This is a genomic window from Larkinella sp. C7, assembly GCF_006149005.1.
Taxonomy (GTDB): domain Bacteria; phylum Bacteroidota; class Bacteroidia; order Cytophagales; family Spirosomataceae; genus Larkinella.
Genome location: NZ_VBSL01000004.1, coordinates 303,853 through 320,593 on the forward strand (window position 1 = coordinate 303,853; position 16,741 = coordinate 320,593).

General features: G+C 54.7%; 12 protein-coding genes. 6 read left to right on the forward strand and 6 right to left on the reverse strand.

Going from position 1 to position 16,741, the window contains the following annotated elements:
• Nucleotides 1–16: 16 nt before the first annotated feature.
• From tal to FH871_RS12340, 6 genes are all read left to right on the forward strand, one after another.
• Entirely contained in the window at nucleotides 17–1,126 is a 1,110-nt protein-coding gene (tal, locus tag FH871_RS12315) for a transaldolase (protein ID WP_138991730.1), read from the forward strand.
• A 2-nt stretch (nucleotides 1,127–1,128) separates the two neighbouring features.
• Nucleotides 1,129–1,785 (forward strand): HAD family hydrolase, encoded by a 657-nt coding sequence (locus FH871_RS12320; protein ID WP_138991731.1) that lies wholly within the window; start codon nucleotides 1,129–1,131, stop codon nucleotides 1,783–1,785.
• Nucleotides 1,766–3,193, forward strand: a complete 1,428-nt coding sequence (gene gndA, locus FH871_RS12325; protein WP_138991732.1) for an NADP-dependent phosphogluconate dehydrogenase — start codon at nucleotides 1,766–1,768, stop codon at nucleotides 3,191–3,193. Before FH871_RS12320 ends, gndA begins: the two co-directional genes overlap by 20 nt.
• Nucleotides 3,190–4,704 (forward strand): glucose-6-phosphate dehydrogenase, encoded by a 1,515-nt coding sequence (gene zwf, locus FH871_RS12330; protein WP_138991733.1) that lies wholly within the window; start codon nucleotides 3,190–3,192, stop codon nucleotides 4,702–4,704. The genes gndA and zwf overlap by 4 nt, the downstream gene beginning before the upstream one ends.
• On the forward strand, nucleotides 4,704–5,438 hold the full coding sequence (pgl, locus tag FH871_RS12335; protein WP_138991734.1) for a 6-phosphogluconolactonase: 735 nt from the start codon (nucleotides 4,704–4,706) through the stop codon (nucleotides 5,436–5,438). Before zwf ends, pgl begins: the two co-directional genes overlap by 1 nt.
• Before the next feature lie 196 nt (nucleotides 5,439–5,634).
• Nucleotides 5,635–6,525 carry an alpha/beta hydrolase gene (locus FH871_RS12340; RefSeq protein ID WP_138991735.1) on the forward strand — a complete coding sequence of 297 codons (891 nt, stop codon included), beginning with the start codon at nucleotides 5,635–5,637 and terminating at the stop codon, nucleotides 6,523–6,525.
• A 20-nt stretch (nucleotides 6,526–6,545) separates the two neighbouring features.
• Here the strand turns inward: FH871_RS12340 and FH871_RS12345 are convergent, their stop codons facing one another.
• The 6 genes from FH871_RS12345 to FH871_RS12370 all read right to left on the reverse strand — a co-directional run bounded on the left by FH871_RS12345 (nucleotide 6,546) and on the right by FH871_RS12370 (nucleotide 16,728).
• The gene (locus FH871_RS12345) at nucleotides 6,546–7,817 is read right to left on the reverse strand and encodes a polysaccharide pyruvyl transferase family protein (protein WP_138991736.1); all 1,272 of its coding nucleotides are present in this window, start codon (nucleotides 7,815–7,817) and stop codon (nucleotides 6,546–6,548) included.
• 76 nt (nucleotides 7,818–7,893) lie between these two features.
• Nucleotides 7,894–9,162, reverse strand: a complete 1,269-nt coding sequence (locus FH871_RS12350; protein ID WP_138991737.1) for a polysaccharide pyruvyl transferase family protein — start codon at nucleotides 9,160–9,162, stop codon at nucleotides 7,894–7,896.
• 64 nt (nucleotides 9,163–9,226) lie between these two features.
• Nucleotides 9,227–10,513, reverse strand: a complete 1,287-nt coding sequence (locus FH871_RS12355; protein WP_138991738.1) for a polysaccharide pyruvyl transferase family protein — start codon at nucleotides 10,511–10,513, stop codon at nucleotides 9,227–9,229.
• A 1-nt stretch (nucleotide 10,514) separates the two neighbouring features.
• The gene (locus FH871_RS12360) at nucleotides 10,515–11,861 is read right to left on the reverse strand and encodes a polysaccharide pyruvyl transferase family protein (protein WP_138991739.1); all 1,347 of its coding nucleotides are present in this window, start codon (nucleotides 11,859–11,861) and stop codon (nucleotides 10,515–10,517) included.
• A gap of 15 nt (nucleotides 11,862–11,876) precedes the next feature.
• Nucleotides 11,877–13,319 (reverse strand): RagB/SusD family nutrient uptake outer membrane protein, encoded by a 1,443-nt coding sequence (locus tag FH871_RS12365; protein WP_138991740.1) that lies wholly within the window; start codon nucleotides 13,317–13,319, stop codon nucleotides 11,877–11,879.
• A gap of 13 nt (nucleotides 13,320–13,332) precedes the next feature.
• Nucleotides 13,333–16,728 (reverse strand): TonB-dependent receptor, encoded by a 3,396-nt coding sequence (locus tag FH871_RS12370; RefSeq protein ID WP_229317247.1) that lies wholly within the window; start codon nucleotides 16,726–16,728, stop codon nucleotides 13,333–13,335.
• Nucleotides 16,729–16,741: the final 13 nt, after the last annotated feature.

The following is a 16,741-nucleotide window of genomic DNA, read 5'->3' on the forward strand; positions in this document are numbered from 1 at the left end:
ACAAACCCCTCAACACATGGCAACCAATCGCGTAAAACAAATTCATGAGTTTGGTCAGAGCATCTGGCTGGATTTTATCGACCGGAAAATTATGGATTCCGGCGAACTGCAAAAGCTGATCGATGAGGATGGCGTTCGCGGTATCACGTCGAATCCGGCGATTTTCGAGAAAGCCATCAGCAGCAGCTCCGACTACGATGAGGACATCAAGACGTTGGCAAAAGAGGACAAAAGCAACGAAGATATATTTTACGGTCTGGCCGTCAGCGACATTCAGCGGGCGGCTGATTTGTTTAAGCCGGTTTACGAAGAAGAAGATGTGCGCGGTGCGGACGGTTACGTGAGCCTGGAAGTATCGCCATTTCTGGCGCTGGATGCCGAAGGGACCATCAAACAGGCGCGCGAACTCTGGAAAGCCGTAGATCGTGACAATGTGATGATCAAAATTCCCGGAACCGCGCCCGGTTTGTCGGCCATTCAAACCGCCATCAGCGAAGGCATCAACATCAACGTCACGTTGTTGTTTGGACTGGATCGCTACGAAGCGGTAACGGACGCGTATATCTCCGGTCTGGAAGCCCGCGCGGCCGCTGGTCAGCCGATTGACGGAATTGCCTCGGTAGCGAGTTTCTTCCTGAGCCGCATCGACGTCATGGTCGATCCGATTCTGGACGAAAAAGGATTGCCCGAACTGAAGGCGCAGGTGGCCATTGCCTCGGCCCGCAAAGCCTACGAGATCTACAAACGGGTGTTCAGCAGCGAGCGGTTTGCGAAACTGAAGGAACTCGGTGCGAAACCGCAGCGCTTGTTGTGGGCCAGCACGAGCAGCAAAAATCCGGCGATTCCCGATACCAAATACGTGGAAGAACTGATCGGACCCAACACCGTCGATACCATTCCGATGGAAACGCTGGTGGCTTTCCGCGACCACGGCGATGCGCAAAGCCGCCTGGAAAACGACTTGGACAAAGCGACCGAGATTCTGGAAAAACTCAAAACGGCGGGCATCGACATCGACGATATCACCCAGAAACTGGAAGACGAAGGCATCGATAAATTCAACAAGCCCTACGAAAAACTGCTGGCGGCCATCGAAACCCAGAAAAAATCGCTCGAAACCGCCTGATAATGGATCTCGCACCACTTAAAATCCTTTTTCTCGATGTCGGGGGCGTGCTGCTGACCAACGGTTGGGGGCACGAATCCCGGCAGCGGGCGGCTGACGCGTTTGGTTTCGATTATTCGGAAATGGACGTGTTGCACGATTTCATGTTCAGTACCTACGAAATTGGTCGCATCACGCTCGATGAATACCTGGACACGGTCGTTTTCAGCCAGCCGCGCGATTTCACGCGGGAGGATTTCAAGGCGTTTATGTTTGCACAGTCGCTGGAATTGCCTGACATGCTGCAATGGCTGACGGAATGGAAAAAAGAAAACCGGGACATCCGGATCATTTCCATCAACAACGAAGGGCGCGAACTGAACGAATACCGCATCAAAAAATTCAAGCTGCACCGGTGTTTCGATGCCTTCATCTCGTCCTGCGAAGTGGGCATGCGAAAACCGGACCCCGGTATTTTCCGGCTGGCGATGGGTGTGGCGCAGGCCCGTCCGGAACAGTGCGTGTATTTTGACGACCGGCTGATGCTGGTGGAAGCCGCCCGCAAACTGGGCATCAACGCCCTGCACCACCAGACGTTTGAGTCCACCAAAGCCATTCTGGAAAAGCTTAAAAACCAACCGATAAACTTGCACGAGTTCAATGGCAGAAACGAAGTATAATTTTGGAATGATCGGCCTCGGTACGATGGGCCGCAACTTGCTGCTGAACATGGCAGACCACGGCTTCCCGGTAGCCGGTTACGACATCAATCCCGACCAGGTGGCCGGTTTTGAAAAAGAAGGCGAAGGCAAACCGGTCAAAGGCTTTACGGATCTGGCGGCCATGACCCAGAGCCTGACCAAACCCCGCGCCATCATGATGCTGGTGCCTGCCGGCAAACCGGTGGACAACGTGATCGACAAACTGGTGCCGCTGCTCGAACCGGGCGACATCATCATCGACGGCGGCAACTCGCACTTTACGGACACCGACATCCGCGACAAAGCGCTGGATTCCAAGGGGCTTCATTTCTTCGGAATGGGGATTTCCGGGGGCGAAGAAGGTGCGCGGAAAGGACCGAGCATGATGCCAGGTGGTGACAAAGCCGCTTACCTGACCCTGAAACCGATTTTTGACGCCATTGCCGCCAAAGTCGATGGCGTTCCCTGCGTGACCTACATCGGGCCGGGGGCGTCGGGGCACTTTGTGAAAATGGTGCACAACGGGATCGAGTACGGTTTGATGCAGCTCATTTCCGAAACTTACGAAGTGCTGCGCAAAGGGTTGAAACTGGACAATGCGGAAATTTACGAACTTTTCAAAAACTGGAATGAAGGACGGCTGCAATCGTTTCTGATTGAAGTGACCCGGGATATTTTCGGATTCAAGGAACCGGACTCCGACCAGTATCTGATCGATCTGATTAAAGACCAGGCCAAATCGAAGGGAACCGGCAAGTGGACCTCGCAGGTGGCGATGGATCTGGAAGTGCCGATTCCGACGATTGATATGGCGGTCTCGATGCGCAATTTATCCAAATACAAAGTGTTACGGATCAAAGCCGCTACGGTGTACGGCGACGAACCGTCGCTCCTGACAATCGATAAACAGACTTTGCTGGAAAGTCTGGAACAGGCTTTGTATTTCAGTACGGTGATGACCTACGCGCAGGGGCTCGATCTTCTGTACCGTTCTTCCATCTCGTACGGGTATACCCTCAACCTGGCCGAAATTGCCAAAATCTGGCGGGGCGGTTGCATCATTCGGGCGACCTTGCTCAATGAGATTTTCAACGCCTACGAAAAAGCACCGAGTCTGGAGCATTTGCTGCTCGACGAGTCGGTGCAAACGCTGGTGAACGAAACCGTTCCGGGCATGCGGTCGGTGGTGGCTTCGGCCCTGACAGCGGGCATTGCCTTGCCGGCTTTTGCGGCTTCCCTGACCTATTTTGATGCATTTCGCAGCGAAAACATGCCCTCGAATCTGATTCAGGCACAACGCGATTATTTTGGTGCTCACACCTACGAACTAATTGGTAAAGAAGGCGTTTTCCACACCCACTGGACGCCATTACCCGGTAAACCATGAAATCAACGCTCACACCGCAACCCACCGTATTTATCATTTTCGGCGGAACCGGCGACTTAGCCTGGCGTAAACTCGCGCCGGCTTTATACAACCTGTATTTAGACGGCTGGATGCCGTCCCATTTTTCAATCATCGGAACCGGTCGGACCCAACTCAGTGATGATCAGTTCCGGGAAAAACTGCTGGAGGGCATCAACCTGTTTTCCCGTAGTGGCAAAGCCAAAGCCGAGCAATGGGACACGTTCAGCAAAAACATTTACTACCAGGTTTCGGACCTGAAAGACACGAAGACCTACCAGGAACTGGGGAGCCGGATCGAGTCGTACGAAGCCGAATGGAACGAGAAAGCCGACCTGATTTATTACCTGGCGGTGGCTCCGAATTTCTTCCCGATCATTGCGGACAACATCGCCAAAAAATGCCCGAAAGACGGCATGGAGCGCACCCGCATCGTCATTGAAAAACCGTTCGGGCATGATCTGGAATCGGCCAAAGCCCTGAATAAACAATTGCAGGGCATTTTTGACGAAAAACAGATTTACCGCATCGACCATTATCTGGGCAAGGAAACCGTGCAGAACATCATGGCCTTCCGGTTTGCCAACGCCCTGCTGGAACCGATCTGGAACCGCAATTACATCGACCACGTCCAGATTTCGGTGACCGAACAACTGGGCGTCGAAGACCGGGGCGGGTATTACGACGGCGCCGGGGCGACGCGCGACATGGTGCAGAACCACATTCTGCAGTTGCTGTGTCTGATTGCGATGGAACCGCCGATCAACCTGGATGCCGACGAAATCCGGAACCGCCGGGTGGATGTCCTGAAATCCATGCGCCGGTTCGATGCCGACGCGATTCGGTTTTCGGCCGTTCGCGGACAATACGGCCACGGCTGGATTGAAGGCAAGGAAGTGGCAGGCTATCGGGAAGAGCCGGAAGTGAATCCGGAGTCCAATACGGAGACGTTTGCAGCCTTCAAGTTTTTCGTCGACAACTGGCGCTGGCAGGACGTACCGTTTTACCTCCGAACCGGCAAGCACCTGGCGCAGTCCGCGTCCATCATTTCGATTCAGTTCAAGAACATTCCGCACTCGATTTTTCCGCCCGAATCCGCCGAAAACTGGCAGCAAAACCGGCTGGTTTTCAGCATTCAGCCCGAAATGAGCATCCGGTTGCAGATGCAGGCCAAACGGCCCGGTCTGGACATGACGCTCAATCCGGTCGATCTGGTATTCGATTACAGTGGCACCTATGCCGGAAAACCGCCAGAAGCCTACGAAACGCTGCTGCTCGACACGATGCTGGGCGACCAGACGCTGTTCATGCGGAGCGATCAGGTGGAAGCCGCCTGGGACCTGATCATGCCGATTCTACACGCCTGGGAAAGCAAGAAAAGCCTGAGTTTTCCGAATTATTCAGCCGGTTCGTGGGGCCCTGAAAACGCCGAAGCCCTCATTGCGCAGGACGGATTTCATTGGTTTACACTGCCCTTAAACGGAAAACATTGATGAGCCAGCCGATTTTACACATCTCCAAAACCGCCGACCTGGCGGTTTTGGAACTGGCCGAATTCTTCATCCGAACGGCAAAGGAAACGATTGCCACGACGGGACGGTTTTCGGTCGCGCTCTCGGGCGGCAGTTCGCCCAAAAAACTGTATGAACTGCTCGCTTCGCCCGAATTCAGCAGCCAACTGGATTGGGACAAAGTCGATTTTTTCTTCGGCGACGAGCGCTACGTTCCGTCCGATGATCCGGACAGCAATGCGTTGATGGTCAAAAAAGCGCTATTCGAGCCGCTGCGGATTCCGGCTAAGAACATTTTTACGGTCGATACGAGCCTGTCGCCGGAGGAAGCCGCGATGAAGTACACCCAGGCCATTCAGCACCGATATCAGGCCGAACAGGTTCGATTTGATCTGGTTTTACTGGGTCTGGGCGACAATTCGCACACCGCGTCGTTGTTTCCGAACACGCCGGTTTTGCACGATACCTCGGTTTCGGTGAAGGCGGTTTTTTTGGAAGATCAGAATGTGTCCCGCATTACGATGACCGCTCCCCTGATAAATCTGGCTTATCATCTGGCCTTTCTGGTCTACGGAAAAGGAAAAGCCGAAGCCGTTAACGCGGTTCTGAATGGAGCCGAAGACATTGAAAATCACCCCGCTCAACTGATTCGGGCCGCCCAGGGTGATGTACACTGGTTTCTGGATGAACCGGCGGCAGCGGAGTTGTCAGTTTAAGTGGTGATCAAAAAGAATAATAAATGTAAAATGATGAACGCTGAATGTAAAAGAAGTTGCCCATCCAGCACTTTTACATTTGACGTTCATCATTTTACATTTATCTTTTCTTTTAAAAGACAACCGTGCATATTGTGACATTCAGTTGTTTACCTTTAAAAAGCTACGAAATGGTACCGTCCAACCTGCTCGCCTAATGTCCCTTCTCCGACTGCTCTGGCAAATTCCCGTTGCCTTTTTTGCCGTGGGCCTGCTCAGTCTTTTCATTCATGAATACGCCACGGCGCGACCCAGCGTCCGGACCAAAGACATTCCGTACGTGAACGCCGACGCCCCGGATTTCAATGCAGAACGTCATGTACTCGATGTGTATGCGCCCAAACAAAAAGCCGCGCGGCCTTTTCCCGTTGTGGTTTTCATTCACGGCGGAAACTGGGACAGCGGTAGTAAAAATCTTTATACGTTTATCGGCCGTCGCCTGGCCAAACAGGAGATGGTGGCCGTAATTATCAATTACCGCCTTTCCCCGGCGGTTTTGGTGCCCGGCATGGCCGACGATTGTGTTCGCGCCCTGCTTTGGACCTCGCAGCATATCGCCGAATTTGGCGGAGATCCCAACCGGATTGTCGTCATGGGTCATTCGGCGGGTGGGGGACTGGCGGCTTTGCTGGCGACGGACGACCGGTTGTTTCAGAAGTTCGGACTGACCCAAAATCCCGTCAAGGGTGCCATTCTCGATGATCCGGCCGGGTTGAATATGTTCGACTATCTTCAGAAAATGGAGTATCCCGATGACGAACAATACCTCGTACCGTTCGGGAAAGATTCCACGGTTTGGCGGGCGATGTCGGCTCACAACCAGGTCACGCCCGCCAGTCCGCCCATGCTGATTTACACCGGCAGCCGGACGTATCCGAGCATTGCCAATAGTACCCGGAAATTCCACCAGCGTCTTCAGGAACTGGGCGTAAAACACGAATACACGGTTCTGCCGGGTAAAAAACACGTTGGGATGGTGACCCAGCTCTTCTGGCAAAATAACCTCATTTACCAGGAATTACGGAAGTTCGTCGGCGCAAAATCGTAGGGAAAACACGAAAATTGTCCCTAGGCTTCGACGTTTTTCTTCACCACCGCCATCGTTTCTTTTTGCCGCTGATTGACAAACTGCTTGCCTTTCAGGGCCTTCGCTTTGGCGGCTTTCGGATCTTTGGCCATTGCCAGAACCGCCGGAACAATCCCCGCAACGTCTTTGGGTGTATCCAGATCAAAAAGCCAGTCGCCCAGACCAATATCGCGCCACATGGCCCCTTTGCTGGTCTGTTCTTCAAACCGGCAGACGATGGCCGGAATGCCCAGCGCGATGCACATGATGGGCGAGTGCATTTCGATGCCGAACAAGCCCGCCGAGCGAATATAGGTGCTGACGGCTTCGTCGGTGAGCCAGTAATGATCGCGCCAGACGACTTTGGATTTTACATCCTCCGGGAGCGGATCATACAGCATTTCCTTGCCAATCCGAACCTGCGTTTCGTTTTCCGGCACCAGCAATACCTTCATTGGCGTCTGGCGAACGACGGCAATGATGGCTTCCCGAATCGGCTTGTTATCCTGCTCCTTCATCAGCTCATTCCGGGCGTGCTTGGCCTCATTGACGGTTTGTTTTTTGGCTGGCAGTTCCCACCAGGGCGAAAACCGCAGTTGCGGAATCGCACACAGAAATTTGCCGGTTTCGAGGCCGTGTTTCTTCAAAAAAGCGTCGGCGGCTTTATCGTCCCGAATATCCACGGCAAATGCACCGTCGGGGCAGAACTCCATAATCGGACAGGCAACGCCCTTGGACTTCGCAAATTCCATCGAAACCGAATCCCGGAAATAGGCAAACCGGGCTTTGGTGAGCAACTCGACATCCGCCGGATTAAACTTCCAGCGGTCTTCAGGAAAGCCGTATACGCCGGGCCAGGTGATGCCGTAGATGCCGTACGGTTTTCCGGTTTCCCGCCATTGTTCAATTTCTTTTCGACCCACCAGCGACGGCCCGGAGCCATGCAGCAGAAAACCGCACTCGGCCAGAGCCGCCTTCTTTTCGTCTGCAGTTTTCAGGATAACCAGTTTGGGAAACCGTTTCATCAGCATTTCTTCCACGCCGTTGCCCACATTAGATGGCCACAAACGAACTTCGACATCCGGCAGGTACTTTTCCAGCAACGTCAGAACGCCGGGCGTATGGGCAATGTCGCCGATGTTTTCAGTCTGCCACGAGGAGCGGAGAATGATGGATTTTTTAGCGGGGAATGTCGCGTTGGCGAGGGATGGAACACTGAGTAACAACCCGATCAGCGACGGTGTATGCTTCAGGAATTCTCTGCGGTTTGGCATGGGTACTCGTTTGGATGTTATAGGAGTGAGCCCCGGGTTGTCCCCGGGGAAAAGCCCGGCGGGCTTGGTGAAATGGCTAGACCGCCAGCGTTTTGCCCACGATTGCCATCGTTTCGCGCTGGCGTTTTTCAACGAAAGTCCGGGCTTTTGCGGCTTTGGCTTTTGCGGTTTTGGGGTCTTTGGCCATCGCCAGAACCGTCGGAACGATGCGGGCCACTTCAGCGGGTTTGTCCATATCGAACAGCCAGTCGCCCAGGCCAATATCCCGCCACATGATGCCTTTGCTGGTTTGTTCGTCGAACCGGCAGACGATGGCCGGAACGCCGTTGCCGACGCACATGATGGGTGAGTGCATTTCGAGCCCGAACAAACCCGCCGACCGCAGGTAGGTACTGATGGCCTCACCGGTGAGCCAGTAGCGATCCCGCCAGACGACTTTTGCTTTGACTTCGGCGGGGAGTGGATCATACAGCATTTCTTTGCCAATCGCCACCTGCGTTTCGTCTTCCGGACAGATCAGGATTTTCATTGGCGTTTGCCGAACGACCGCGCTGATGGCTTCGCGGAGTACGGCGTGATCGTGTTCTTTCATTTCCTCATTCCGGGTGTGCTTGAACTCGTCAAACGCGGCTTTTTTAGCGGGGATTTTCCAGTAGGGCGTATACCGCAGTCGGGGAATGACGCACATGAATTTACCGGTTTCCAGCTGATGCGCTTTGAGAAAAGCCTCCGCCGACGCATCATCCCGCAGATCGACCGCAAAAGCCGCATCCGGACCATATTCCATGATGGGGCAGGTAATTCCTTTTTCTTTCGCAAACTTGAGCGAGGCCGAATCCCGGAAAAAGATAAACTGCGCTTTACTGATCAGTTCCACTTCAGCCGCCGAGGTGGCGTTGGATGCCAGTGGCGTTGGGAAAACGCCGTGCAGCGAAATCCCGTAGATGCCGAACGGTTTGCCGGTTTCCCGGTGCCATCGATCCACGTCTTTCCGGGCCACCAGCGAAGACCCGGAACTGTGCAGCAGAAAATCGCAGTCGTTGAAAGCCGCCGAAATCTTTTCCGGGCCTTTCAGGATGATTACTTTTGGAAAGCGCTTCCGGATGAGTGCTTCCACGCCGTTGCCAATGTCCGACGGCCAGAGTTGAATCGTGACGTCGGGCAGGTATCGTTCCAGCAGGGTGAGGATGCCCGGCGTGTGTCCGATGTCGCCGATGTTGACGGTTTGCCAGGCGGAACGCAGCAGAATGGTTTTTTTTGCGGCTTTTTGGGCCAGCGCCGGAACGCTCATCAGCAGGCCGATGAGGGCGGTTGTTTGTTGAAGAAAAGATCGACGGTTTTGCATGAATGCAACGGTTTAGAATATCATTGAAGCGGTTGGAGCCGCAACCCCCGGATTGCACCTGGAGCTAGCCAATCAGGGTTGTCTTTAAAATTGCCATCGTTTCGCGCTGGCGTTTTTCAACAAAAAGCCGGGCCTTTGCGGCCTTCGCCTTCGCGGCTTTCGGGTCTTTGGCCATGGCCAGAACCGCCGGAACAACCCGGGCCACTTCCTCGGGTTTGTCCATGTCGAACAGCCAGTCGCCCAGACCAATATCCCGCCACATGATGCCCTTGCTGGTTTGTTCGGCAAAGCGGCAGACAATGGCCGGAATGCCGTGGCCGATGCACATGATGGGCGAGTGCATTTCGAGCCCGAACAAACCCGCCGACAACAGATAGGTGCTGAGTGCTTCGTCGGTGAGCCAATACCGGTCGCGCCACACCACGTTTTTCTTTACATCATCCGGCAGTTTGTCGAGCAAAATTTCCTTGCCCAGCTTGACCTGCGTTTCGTCTTCCGGAACAATCAGGATTTTCAACCCGGTCTGGCGCACCACGGCGATCATTGCTTCCCGCAGGGGGGCGTTGTCCTGCTCCTTCATCTGTTGATTGATCGCGTTTCTTTCCGCATCGAAGGGCGTTTTTTTGGCGGGAATTTCCCAGTAGGGCGTAAACCGGGTGCGCGGAATCACGCACAGAAATTTACCTGCTTCCAATCCGTGTTTCGACAGAAAGGCGGTGGCGGCCTGGTCATTCCGGAAGTCCACGGCGAAGGCACCATCCGGGCAAAAGGCCATCGTTGGGCTTTTGATCCCGATTTCTTTCGCTACCTCCAGCGAAACAGAATCCCGGAAAAACGCGAATCGGGCATGGTTTAACAACTCGACGTCCAGCGGATTGACCTTGCTGGCCGCCGGGCCGGGCGCGTAAACGCCGGGGAAGGTGATGCCGTAAATCCCGAACGGTTTGCCGGTTTCCCGGTGCCAGCGTTCCACATCCTTGCGGGCGACGAGCGACGGCCCGGAACCGTGTAGCAGAAAGTCACATTCTTTCAGGGTAGCCGCAATCTCTTCCGGTGTCTGGACAATGGAAACCCTGGGAAACCGGCGTTTGAGCAACTCCTCAACGCCATTGCCAACACTGCTCGGCCAGAGCCGGATGCTGGCGTCGGGCAGGTATTTTTCCAGCAGCGAGAGGACGCCGGGCGTGTGCCCGATGTCGCCGATGTTGACTGTTTGCCACGACGACCGCAGCACAATGGCGGGAGCTTTTTTGCCGGAAATGCCTTTTATCGAGGCCAGGAGTGAAGCGGTTGCCAGGGCCGCACTTTTCAGGAAAATGCGTCGGTTGGAATACGTTGAATCAGGTGTCATACTATTTGGTGCTTGGTAAACCCACGATTTTGCGGACAGCCATCATGCTTTCGGACTGACGTTTTTGCACGAACGCCATCGCCTTTTGGGCCTTGGCTTTGGCCGCCGGATAGTCGCGGTGAATTTTAGAGAGCTGGTCGATCCAGGCCGAAGCCGGGCTTTCGTCCACTTCAAACAGCCACTCAGGCAAGCCGATGTCGCGAAACATCCAGCCTTTTCGACCGTGGAAATGGGAGCGAACGTGAACCACCGGTTTGCCGAGGGCCAGGCCCATAATCAGCGAGTGCGGTTCCATCCCAATCAGAGAATGAGCGCGGGCATAAACCGACATGGCTTCATCGGCATTCCAGAAGGTGTCGCGCAAAACGACTTTCTGCCGGGTGGTCGCGTCCAGTTGATCGTACAGGTGGTTTTTTGCCTGCGGCATTTCTTTATCTACTTCCGGGGCCAGCAGCACTTTATAGCCGGTTTCCTTGACCCAGTGTGTAATGACCTCCCTGATTTTAGCCATCCGGGTGCGGTCCTGCTCCTGTTGCTCAGGCGTCGGTTTCGTGGGATTCAGTAAATTTCCTTCCCCTTTTTCGTTGAAATGGGGTGTGTTGGTTCGGATAATCACCACCAGAAATTTGCCATCTTCCAGACCCGCCTGTGTCAGATACGCCAGCCCTTTGCGTTCATCCCGGATATCGATTCCAAAACAGCCGTCCGGGGCAAATTCGAGGATGGACGGATGGAAGGTTTCGGCTTTCAGGAAGTTGAGCGATTCGTTGTCGCGGGCGTACAGAAAAGCCGCCCGGTTCAGAATATCCCGAAAAAAATACTGCGAGGGCGGGGCGAATTTATCGAACGACTGTCCATAAATACCGAACGGAATCCCCTTGTCGTAACAGTAGTAAAACGGTGTCAGCACCCTGATTGGGCCGCCCCATTCGTAGTTATACAAGCCGTAATTAAAGGATTGGCTCGAATTATGAATAAGCAGATCCGTCTGGTCGAAAGCCGCTTTCAGCTCGTCCGAAAGCTGGTCTCCTGTATAAAAATTACCCCGCACAATTTTGACTTTCGGGAAATTTTGGGTCACCAGTTTTTCGGTTTCGGGCCGGGGTTCGGCGTGCCAGAGGAGCAGTTGCGCTTCCGGAATATGGCGTTCGAGGAGCCTTAACGTGCCAGGCGTGTGACCTTGATCGCCGATGTTGGCATCCCGCCACGAGGAGCGCAGCATGATGGTCGGCGTCTTCTTCGGAACGAAAGAATGCGGAACCGGGTGTTGGGTTCCCATCGGTGGCAGGGCAGCGGTGGCCACCGATAGGCTGGTTGCTTTCAGAAAGTCTCTTCGACTGCGCATCATGTTTGGTTGGTTCGATTAATAGCCGGGATTCTGAACCAGACTCGGATTGGCATCCATATCCACCTGCGGAATGGGCAGCAGAACGTGGAAAGGCTTGATGACCGGATTCCGGTTGAACGTATTGTCGGCTTTCACGGCCTCGACCAGTTTGCCCGTCCGGATCAGATCGAACCGGCGGTTGTTCTCGAACGTCAGTTCCAGTCGCCGTTCCAGCAGAACCGCTTCTTTGAATTGCTGGTAGTTGAGGCCCGTCAAGGCCGTCAGGCCCGCCCGGATGCGCACTTTGTTGATGGCGGCATACGCTTCCGCAGTCGGCCCGTTGTTCACTTCATTGAGGGCTTCGGCCTGCATCAGCAACACATCGGAATACCGCAGGATCGGAATGCTCGTGCCTTCACCGCCGTTGGTTTTGGCGGTTTTATCCCACAGTTTCTGGAAAGAAACCGCTTTGGTGGGATCAGGATCGGTGATGGAAAGATTGGTCGTCACCCCGTTATAGACATACGAGGTGATGAACGTAACCGGCTTTCGTTTGTCGTTTGCGGAATAGGCATTGAACAAACTGGCGCTGACCCGCGCAATGCCCGCTCCGCCACTGGGGTAAATCAGGGCCGCCCGGACGCCAAAACCGCGCCCAATGTTGTGGCCACGCACATCGGTCAGATACTGTACTTCAAAGATATTCTCCTTGCCACCCCGCGCCGTGAGCGCAAACGCGTCGGCATAGTTGTCATACAGTGCATAAACGCCTTGGTCGATTACTTCCTTCGCTTTGGTGGCCGCCTGCGTCCAGAAAGGCGAACCGGCGGTGGTTCCGGCCCGCCAGAGGTAGAGTTTCGCCAGCATTCCTTTGGCCGCTCCCTGCGTAGCTCGGCCCGACTCGCTGGCCGGATACGTAACCGGCAAAATGCTCTCGGCTTCTTTCAGATCAGCTTCAATCAGGGCGTAGATGTCGTTCGCCGGTGACCGGGGGAGTTCCAGGCCTTCCAGCGAGGTAGTTTCTTTGGTTACCAGCGGCACGTCGCCATAGAGCCGCACGAGGTTGAAATAATGCAACGCGCGGAGAAATTTCGCTTCGGCGATATACCGTTTTTTCAGTGTTTCATCCATCGCAATACCGGGCAAGCGGTCAATGACGGTATTGGAGCGGTTGATGCCCCGGTAGGCTGGTGAATACAGGCTGACAAAGGTGTTGGCGGGCGTGATGTCATACCGCCACAACAGCGGCCGGTTGGCGTCGCCCGTCAGAAAGGGAATGGCGTCGTCGGTGGTGGTGATGTCCAGGTTCGGGTCCAGGTTGCCGATGGCGTTGTAACACGCTCCCAGTGCCGCTTTGGCATCGTCGGCGGTTTTGTAATAGGTGGCATTGGTCAGGTTCGTTACGGGAGACAGGTCGAGCTGGCTTTCGCAGGCGGTTGCCAATAGGGCCACAACGAGTAGTAAGGTGTTGGTTTTCATAGAGATCTATGCATTAAAATTTCAGGTTCAGACCTACCAATACGGTTTTTGCGGAGGGGTAGCCGCCATAATCCAGCCCCTGGCTCAGTGACGAACTTCCGTAGCGGTTCACTTCCGGATCATAGCCTGAATACGAGGTCAGGGTGATAAAATTCTGGGCGGTTACATACACTTTGGCGGAGCCAACCGACAGGCGGTTCAACAGGCTTTTGGGCAGGTTATACCCCAGCGAAATGTTTTTAAAGCGTAGGTAGGAACCGTCCTCGACGTGCAGCGACGAAAGCAGCCGCGAGCCGCCCCCGGCATTGGCGCGGGGAATGGTGTTGCTCGGATTGGTGGGCGTCCAGCGGTCCAGCGCCCGGGCCGACTGGTTGTTGCCCCCTGTCAGGTTCAACTGGTCGAAGGTGGCAAAATTCAGGATTTCGTTGCCGTATGAACCTTGTACAAAAATGTTTAAATCGAAGCCTTTGTAGGAAAAGGTGTTGTTCAGCCCGCCGAAGAAATCCGGGTTGCTGTTGCCGATGATGTCCCGGTCAGAATCGTTGATCACGCCATCGCCGTTCCGGTCCACATACCGGAGATCACCCGGTTTGGCCGTTTTTTGGGCCGATCCATCCACTTCCGCCTGGTTCTGGAAAATGCCGTTGGTAACCAGCCCGAAGAAATTGCCCAGTGGACTATCGACCCGCAGCAAAATCGGATTTTGGGTGGTGTTGGAAATGGTGGCATCCGAACCCGTTCTGAACTCTTTCCGGCCATCCAGGAACAGGATTTTATTCCGGTTGAAGGAGATATTGAATTCCGACGTCCAGCGAAAACCGCCCTGGTCTACGTTGATTGTGTTCATCGAAAATTCGAATCCTTTGTTGCGAACACTGCCCAGGTTTTTCAGCGTGGTAGAAAAACCGGATGAAGTAGGGACACCCACGTTAAAAAGCAGATCAGAGGTTTTTTTGATGTAATAATCGGCCGATACCTGAACGCGGTTATTGAACAATCCAACGTCAAAACCAACGTCAAATTGAGCGTTTTTTTCCCAGCGTAAATCGGGGTTGCCAATGCCCGCAGTGGCCGATCCGACGTTCAGTGCCCCGCCGATGACGTAAGGGGCCGAGCTGATGTTGGCCAGATACTGGTAATTCCCGATTTCCTGATTCCCCGACAGACCGTAGCTGGCCCGCAGTTTGGCATCGGAAATAAACGTGAGGTCTTTCAGCCAGGGTTCATTAGCGAGTTTCCAGGCGATGGCACCCGACGGAAAGAAACCGAATTTGTTGTTCGGGCCAAAGCGCGACGACCCGTCCCGCCGACCGGTCAGCGTCAGCAGAAAGCGGTCGTCGAAGCCGTAATTAACCCGCGCCAGATAAGAAATCAGCCGCCAGTCGCTGCTCCCGGAGCGTGGTGCCACCAGCGTCGAACCGGCTGCCAGGTTGTTGTACGAAGCAAAGTCGTCGGAAAAGGTATTGGCATTGGCCACCACACTTTCGGCTGACAAGCCCTGGATCGTATACCCCAAAACCGCATTCAGGCTGTGTTTAGGAGCCAGTTGGCGGGTGTAATTCAGGATGTTTTCGTTCAGCCAGTTGACGCTTTGGGAATTGGAAACGGAGGCACTACCGCCCACACTCGCGCCCAGAACCGCCAGCCGGGTGACGTAGTAATTGTTTTTCGAGCTTTGCAGATCCGTTCCGAAGCTGGTCCGGAAGGTCAGCCCTTCGATGATTTTGTAATCCACATAGGCGTTGGCCAGAATGCGGATGAGGGCGGTTTTGTCCGTAAACTCATTGGCGACGGCCAGCGGATTGTCGGCACCCAGTCCGTTCAGGGCACCCTGGTTTTTGTAGTAGCTTCCGTCGGCATTCCGCACCGGAAACGTGGGGGAATAATTCAGGGCCGAACTGATGATGCCACTCACGGCCAGGTTGCCGTCGGTTTCGGTGCGGGGGTTGTTGGTCAGCGTATAGGCCCCCTGCATGGTAACTCCCACTTTCAGGCGCGACGTCAGGTCGTTGTCGAGGTTGGCCCGCAGCGTGTAGCGTTTGAAATCCGATTTCAGCAGAATACCATCCTGGCCGTAGTAGCCGAAGGACACCGCATACCGGGATTTTTCAGCACCTCCCGAAACCGAGAGCTGGTGGTTCTGGATGGGCGCATCGCGCATGACGACACTCTGCCAGTCGGTGCCTTCACCCAGGGTTGAAACCAGCGGACGATCCGCCGTGCTGCCGTCAAAATAGGCCTTGCCGCCGTTGTTGATCTGGGCGTCGTTGACCAGTTCGGCAAACTGGCGGGCGTTGAGCATCGGGAGCTTCCGGCGTACCGACTGGTTGCCATAATAGCCTTCGTAGCTAATCACCGCCTTGCCGGCCTTGCCGCGTTTGGTCGTGACGAGCACGACGCCATTGGAACCCCGGGAACCATAAATGGCGGTTGCCGAAGCATCTTTCAGGATTTCGATGGACTCAATGTCGTCGGTGTTGATGGAGTTCAGACCGGTAGTCGGAAAACCGTCGATGACGTAGAGTGGATCATTGCCGGCATTGACCGAACCCGAACCCCGAATCCGGATGGTGGAATTTCCGCCGGGCCGGGCCGAATTCGACACCACCTGAACCCCGGCAGCGCGGCCCTGCATGGCCCGGTCGAGCGACGGAATGGGCGTTGCCTTGATGTTGGCTTCGCCGACTTTGGCCACCGAACCCGTCAGATCCGATTTCTTGACGGTTCCGTAGCCCACCACGACGACTTCCTCCAGGCTCTTGTTGTCAGTTTTCAACGAAACGTTGAGGCTGGTGCGTTTTTCCACCGCAATTTCCTGCGAAACAAACCCGACAAAGCTGAAAACCAGCACGGCCGATTCATTGGGAACGACAATCTGGTATTTCCCGTCGCCGTTGGTCGTCGTGCCGCGCGTGGTGCCTTTCACCAGCACGCTGACGCCCGGCAAGCCTTCGCCTTTTTCGTCTGAAACCGTACCGGATACGGTTAGGTCGGCCAGAACGTCGCTGGTAGTCAGGGTGTTGCCCGGAAGCGTGCTGCCGGTGCCGTTCATTTTGAAAAGCGCAATCTGTTTCCCGCTTACTTCGTAGCGAATATGAAGCGGAGTCAGCAAATCGTTGAGTGTTTCCTTGAGGGTCACAAACCGGTTTTCCAGTGTCACCTTCTGGTTGACCTGAATTTCACGCGGGTTGTAGATAAAAAGGACATTGGCATGGCGCTCCAGAAACGTCAGTGCTTTTTTCAGGTTGGTGGTTTCGGCTTTTACCGCGATGCGCTGGTCCAGCACTTCCTGGCCGTTGGCATCGTGGGCATAGGTTGCACCCATAAACAGGATCGTCATCAGCAGCTGAATAACCGATAGTTTCATGAGGGTCCGGAAGGAAAGGGGCTTTTTATAAAGTCTATCCATGAGAAAAGGGGTT

Bases quoted from the DNA above. Each gene is read 5' to 3' on its own strand.
- FH871_RS12340 (WP_138991735.1), top strand. From the start codon at position 5,635: ATGTCCCTTCTCCGACTGCTCTGGCAAATTCCCGTTGCCTTTTTTGCC.
- FH871_RS12365 (WP_138991740.1), bottom strand. From the start codon at position 13,319: ATGAAAACCAACACCTTACTACTCGTTGTGGCCCTATTGGCAACCGCC.
- tal (WP_138991730.1), top strand. From the start codon at position 17: ATGGCAACCAATCGCGTAAAACAAATTCATGAGTTTGGTCAGAGCATC.
- FH871_RS12360 (WP_138991739.1), bottom strand. From the start codon at position 11,861: ATGATGCGCAGTCGAAGAGACTTTCTGAAAGCAACCAGCCTATCGGTG.
- gndA (WP_138991732.1), top strand. From the start codon at position 1,766: ATGGCAGAAACGAAGTATAATTTTGGAATGATCGGCCTCGGTACGATG.
- FH871_RS12355 (WP_138991738.1), bottom strand. From the start codon at position 10,513: ATGACACCTGATTCAACGTATTCCAACCGACGCATTTTCCTGAAAAGT.
- pgl (WP_138991734.1), top strand. From the start codon at position 4,704: ATGAGCCAGCCGATTTTACACATCTCCAAAACCGCCGACCTGGCGGTT.
- zwf (WP_138991733.1), top strand. From the start codon at position 3,190: ATGAAATCAACGCTCACACCGCAACCCACCGTATTTATCATTTTCGGC.
- FH871_RS12350 (WP_138991737.1), bottom strand. From the start codon at position 9,162: ATGCAAAACCGTCGATCTTTTCTTCAACAAACAACCGCCCTCATCGGC.
- FH871_RS12370 (WP_229317247.1), bottom strand. From the start codon at position 16,728: ATGGATAGACTTTATAAAAAGCCCCTTTCCTTCCGGACCCTCATGAAA.
- FH871_RS12345 (WP_138991736.1), bottom strand. From the start codon at position 7,817: ATGCCAAACCGCAGAGAATTCCTGAAGCATACACCGTCGCTGATCGGG.
- FH871_RS12320 (WP_138991731.1), top strand. From the start codon at position 1,129: ATGGATCTCGCACCACTTAAAATCCTTTTTCTCGATGTCGGGGGCGTG.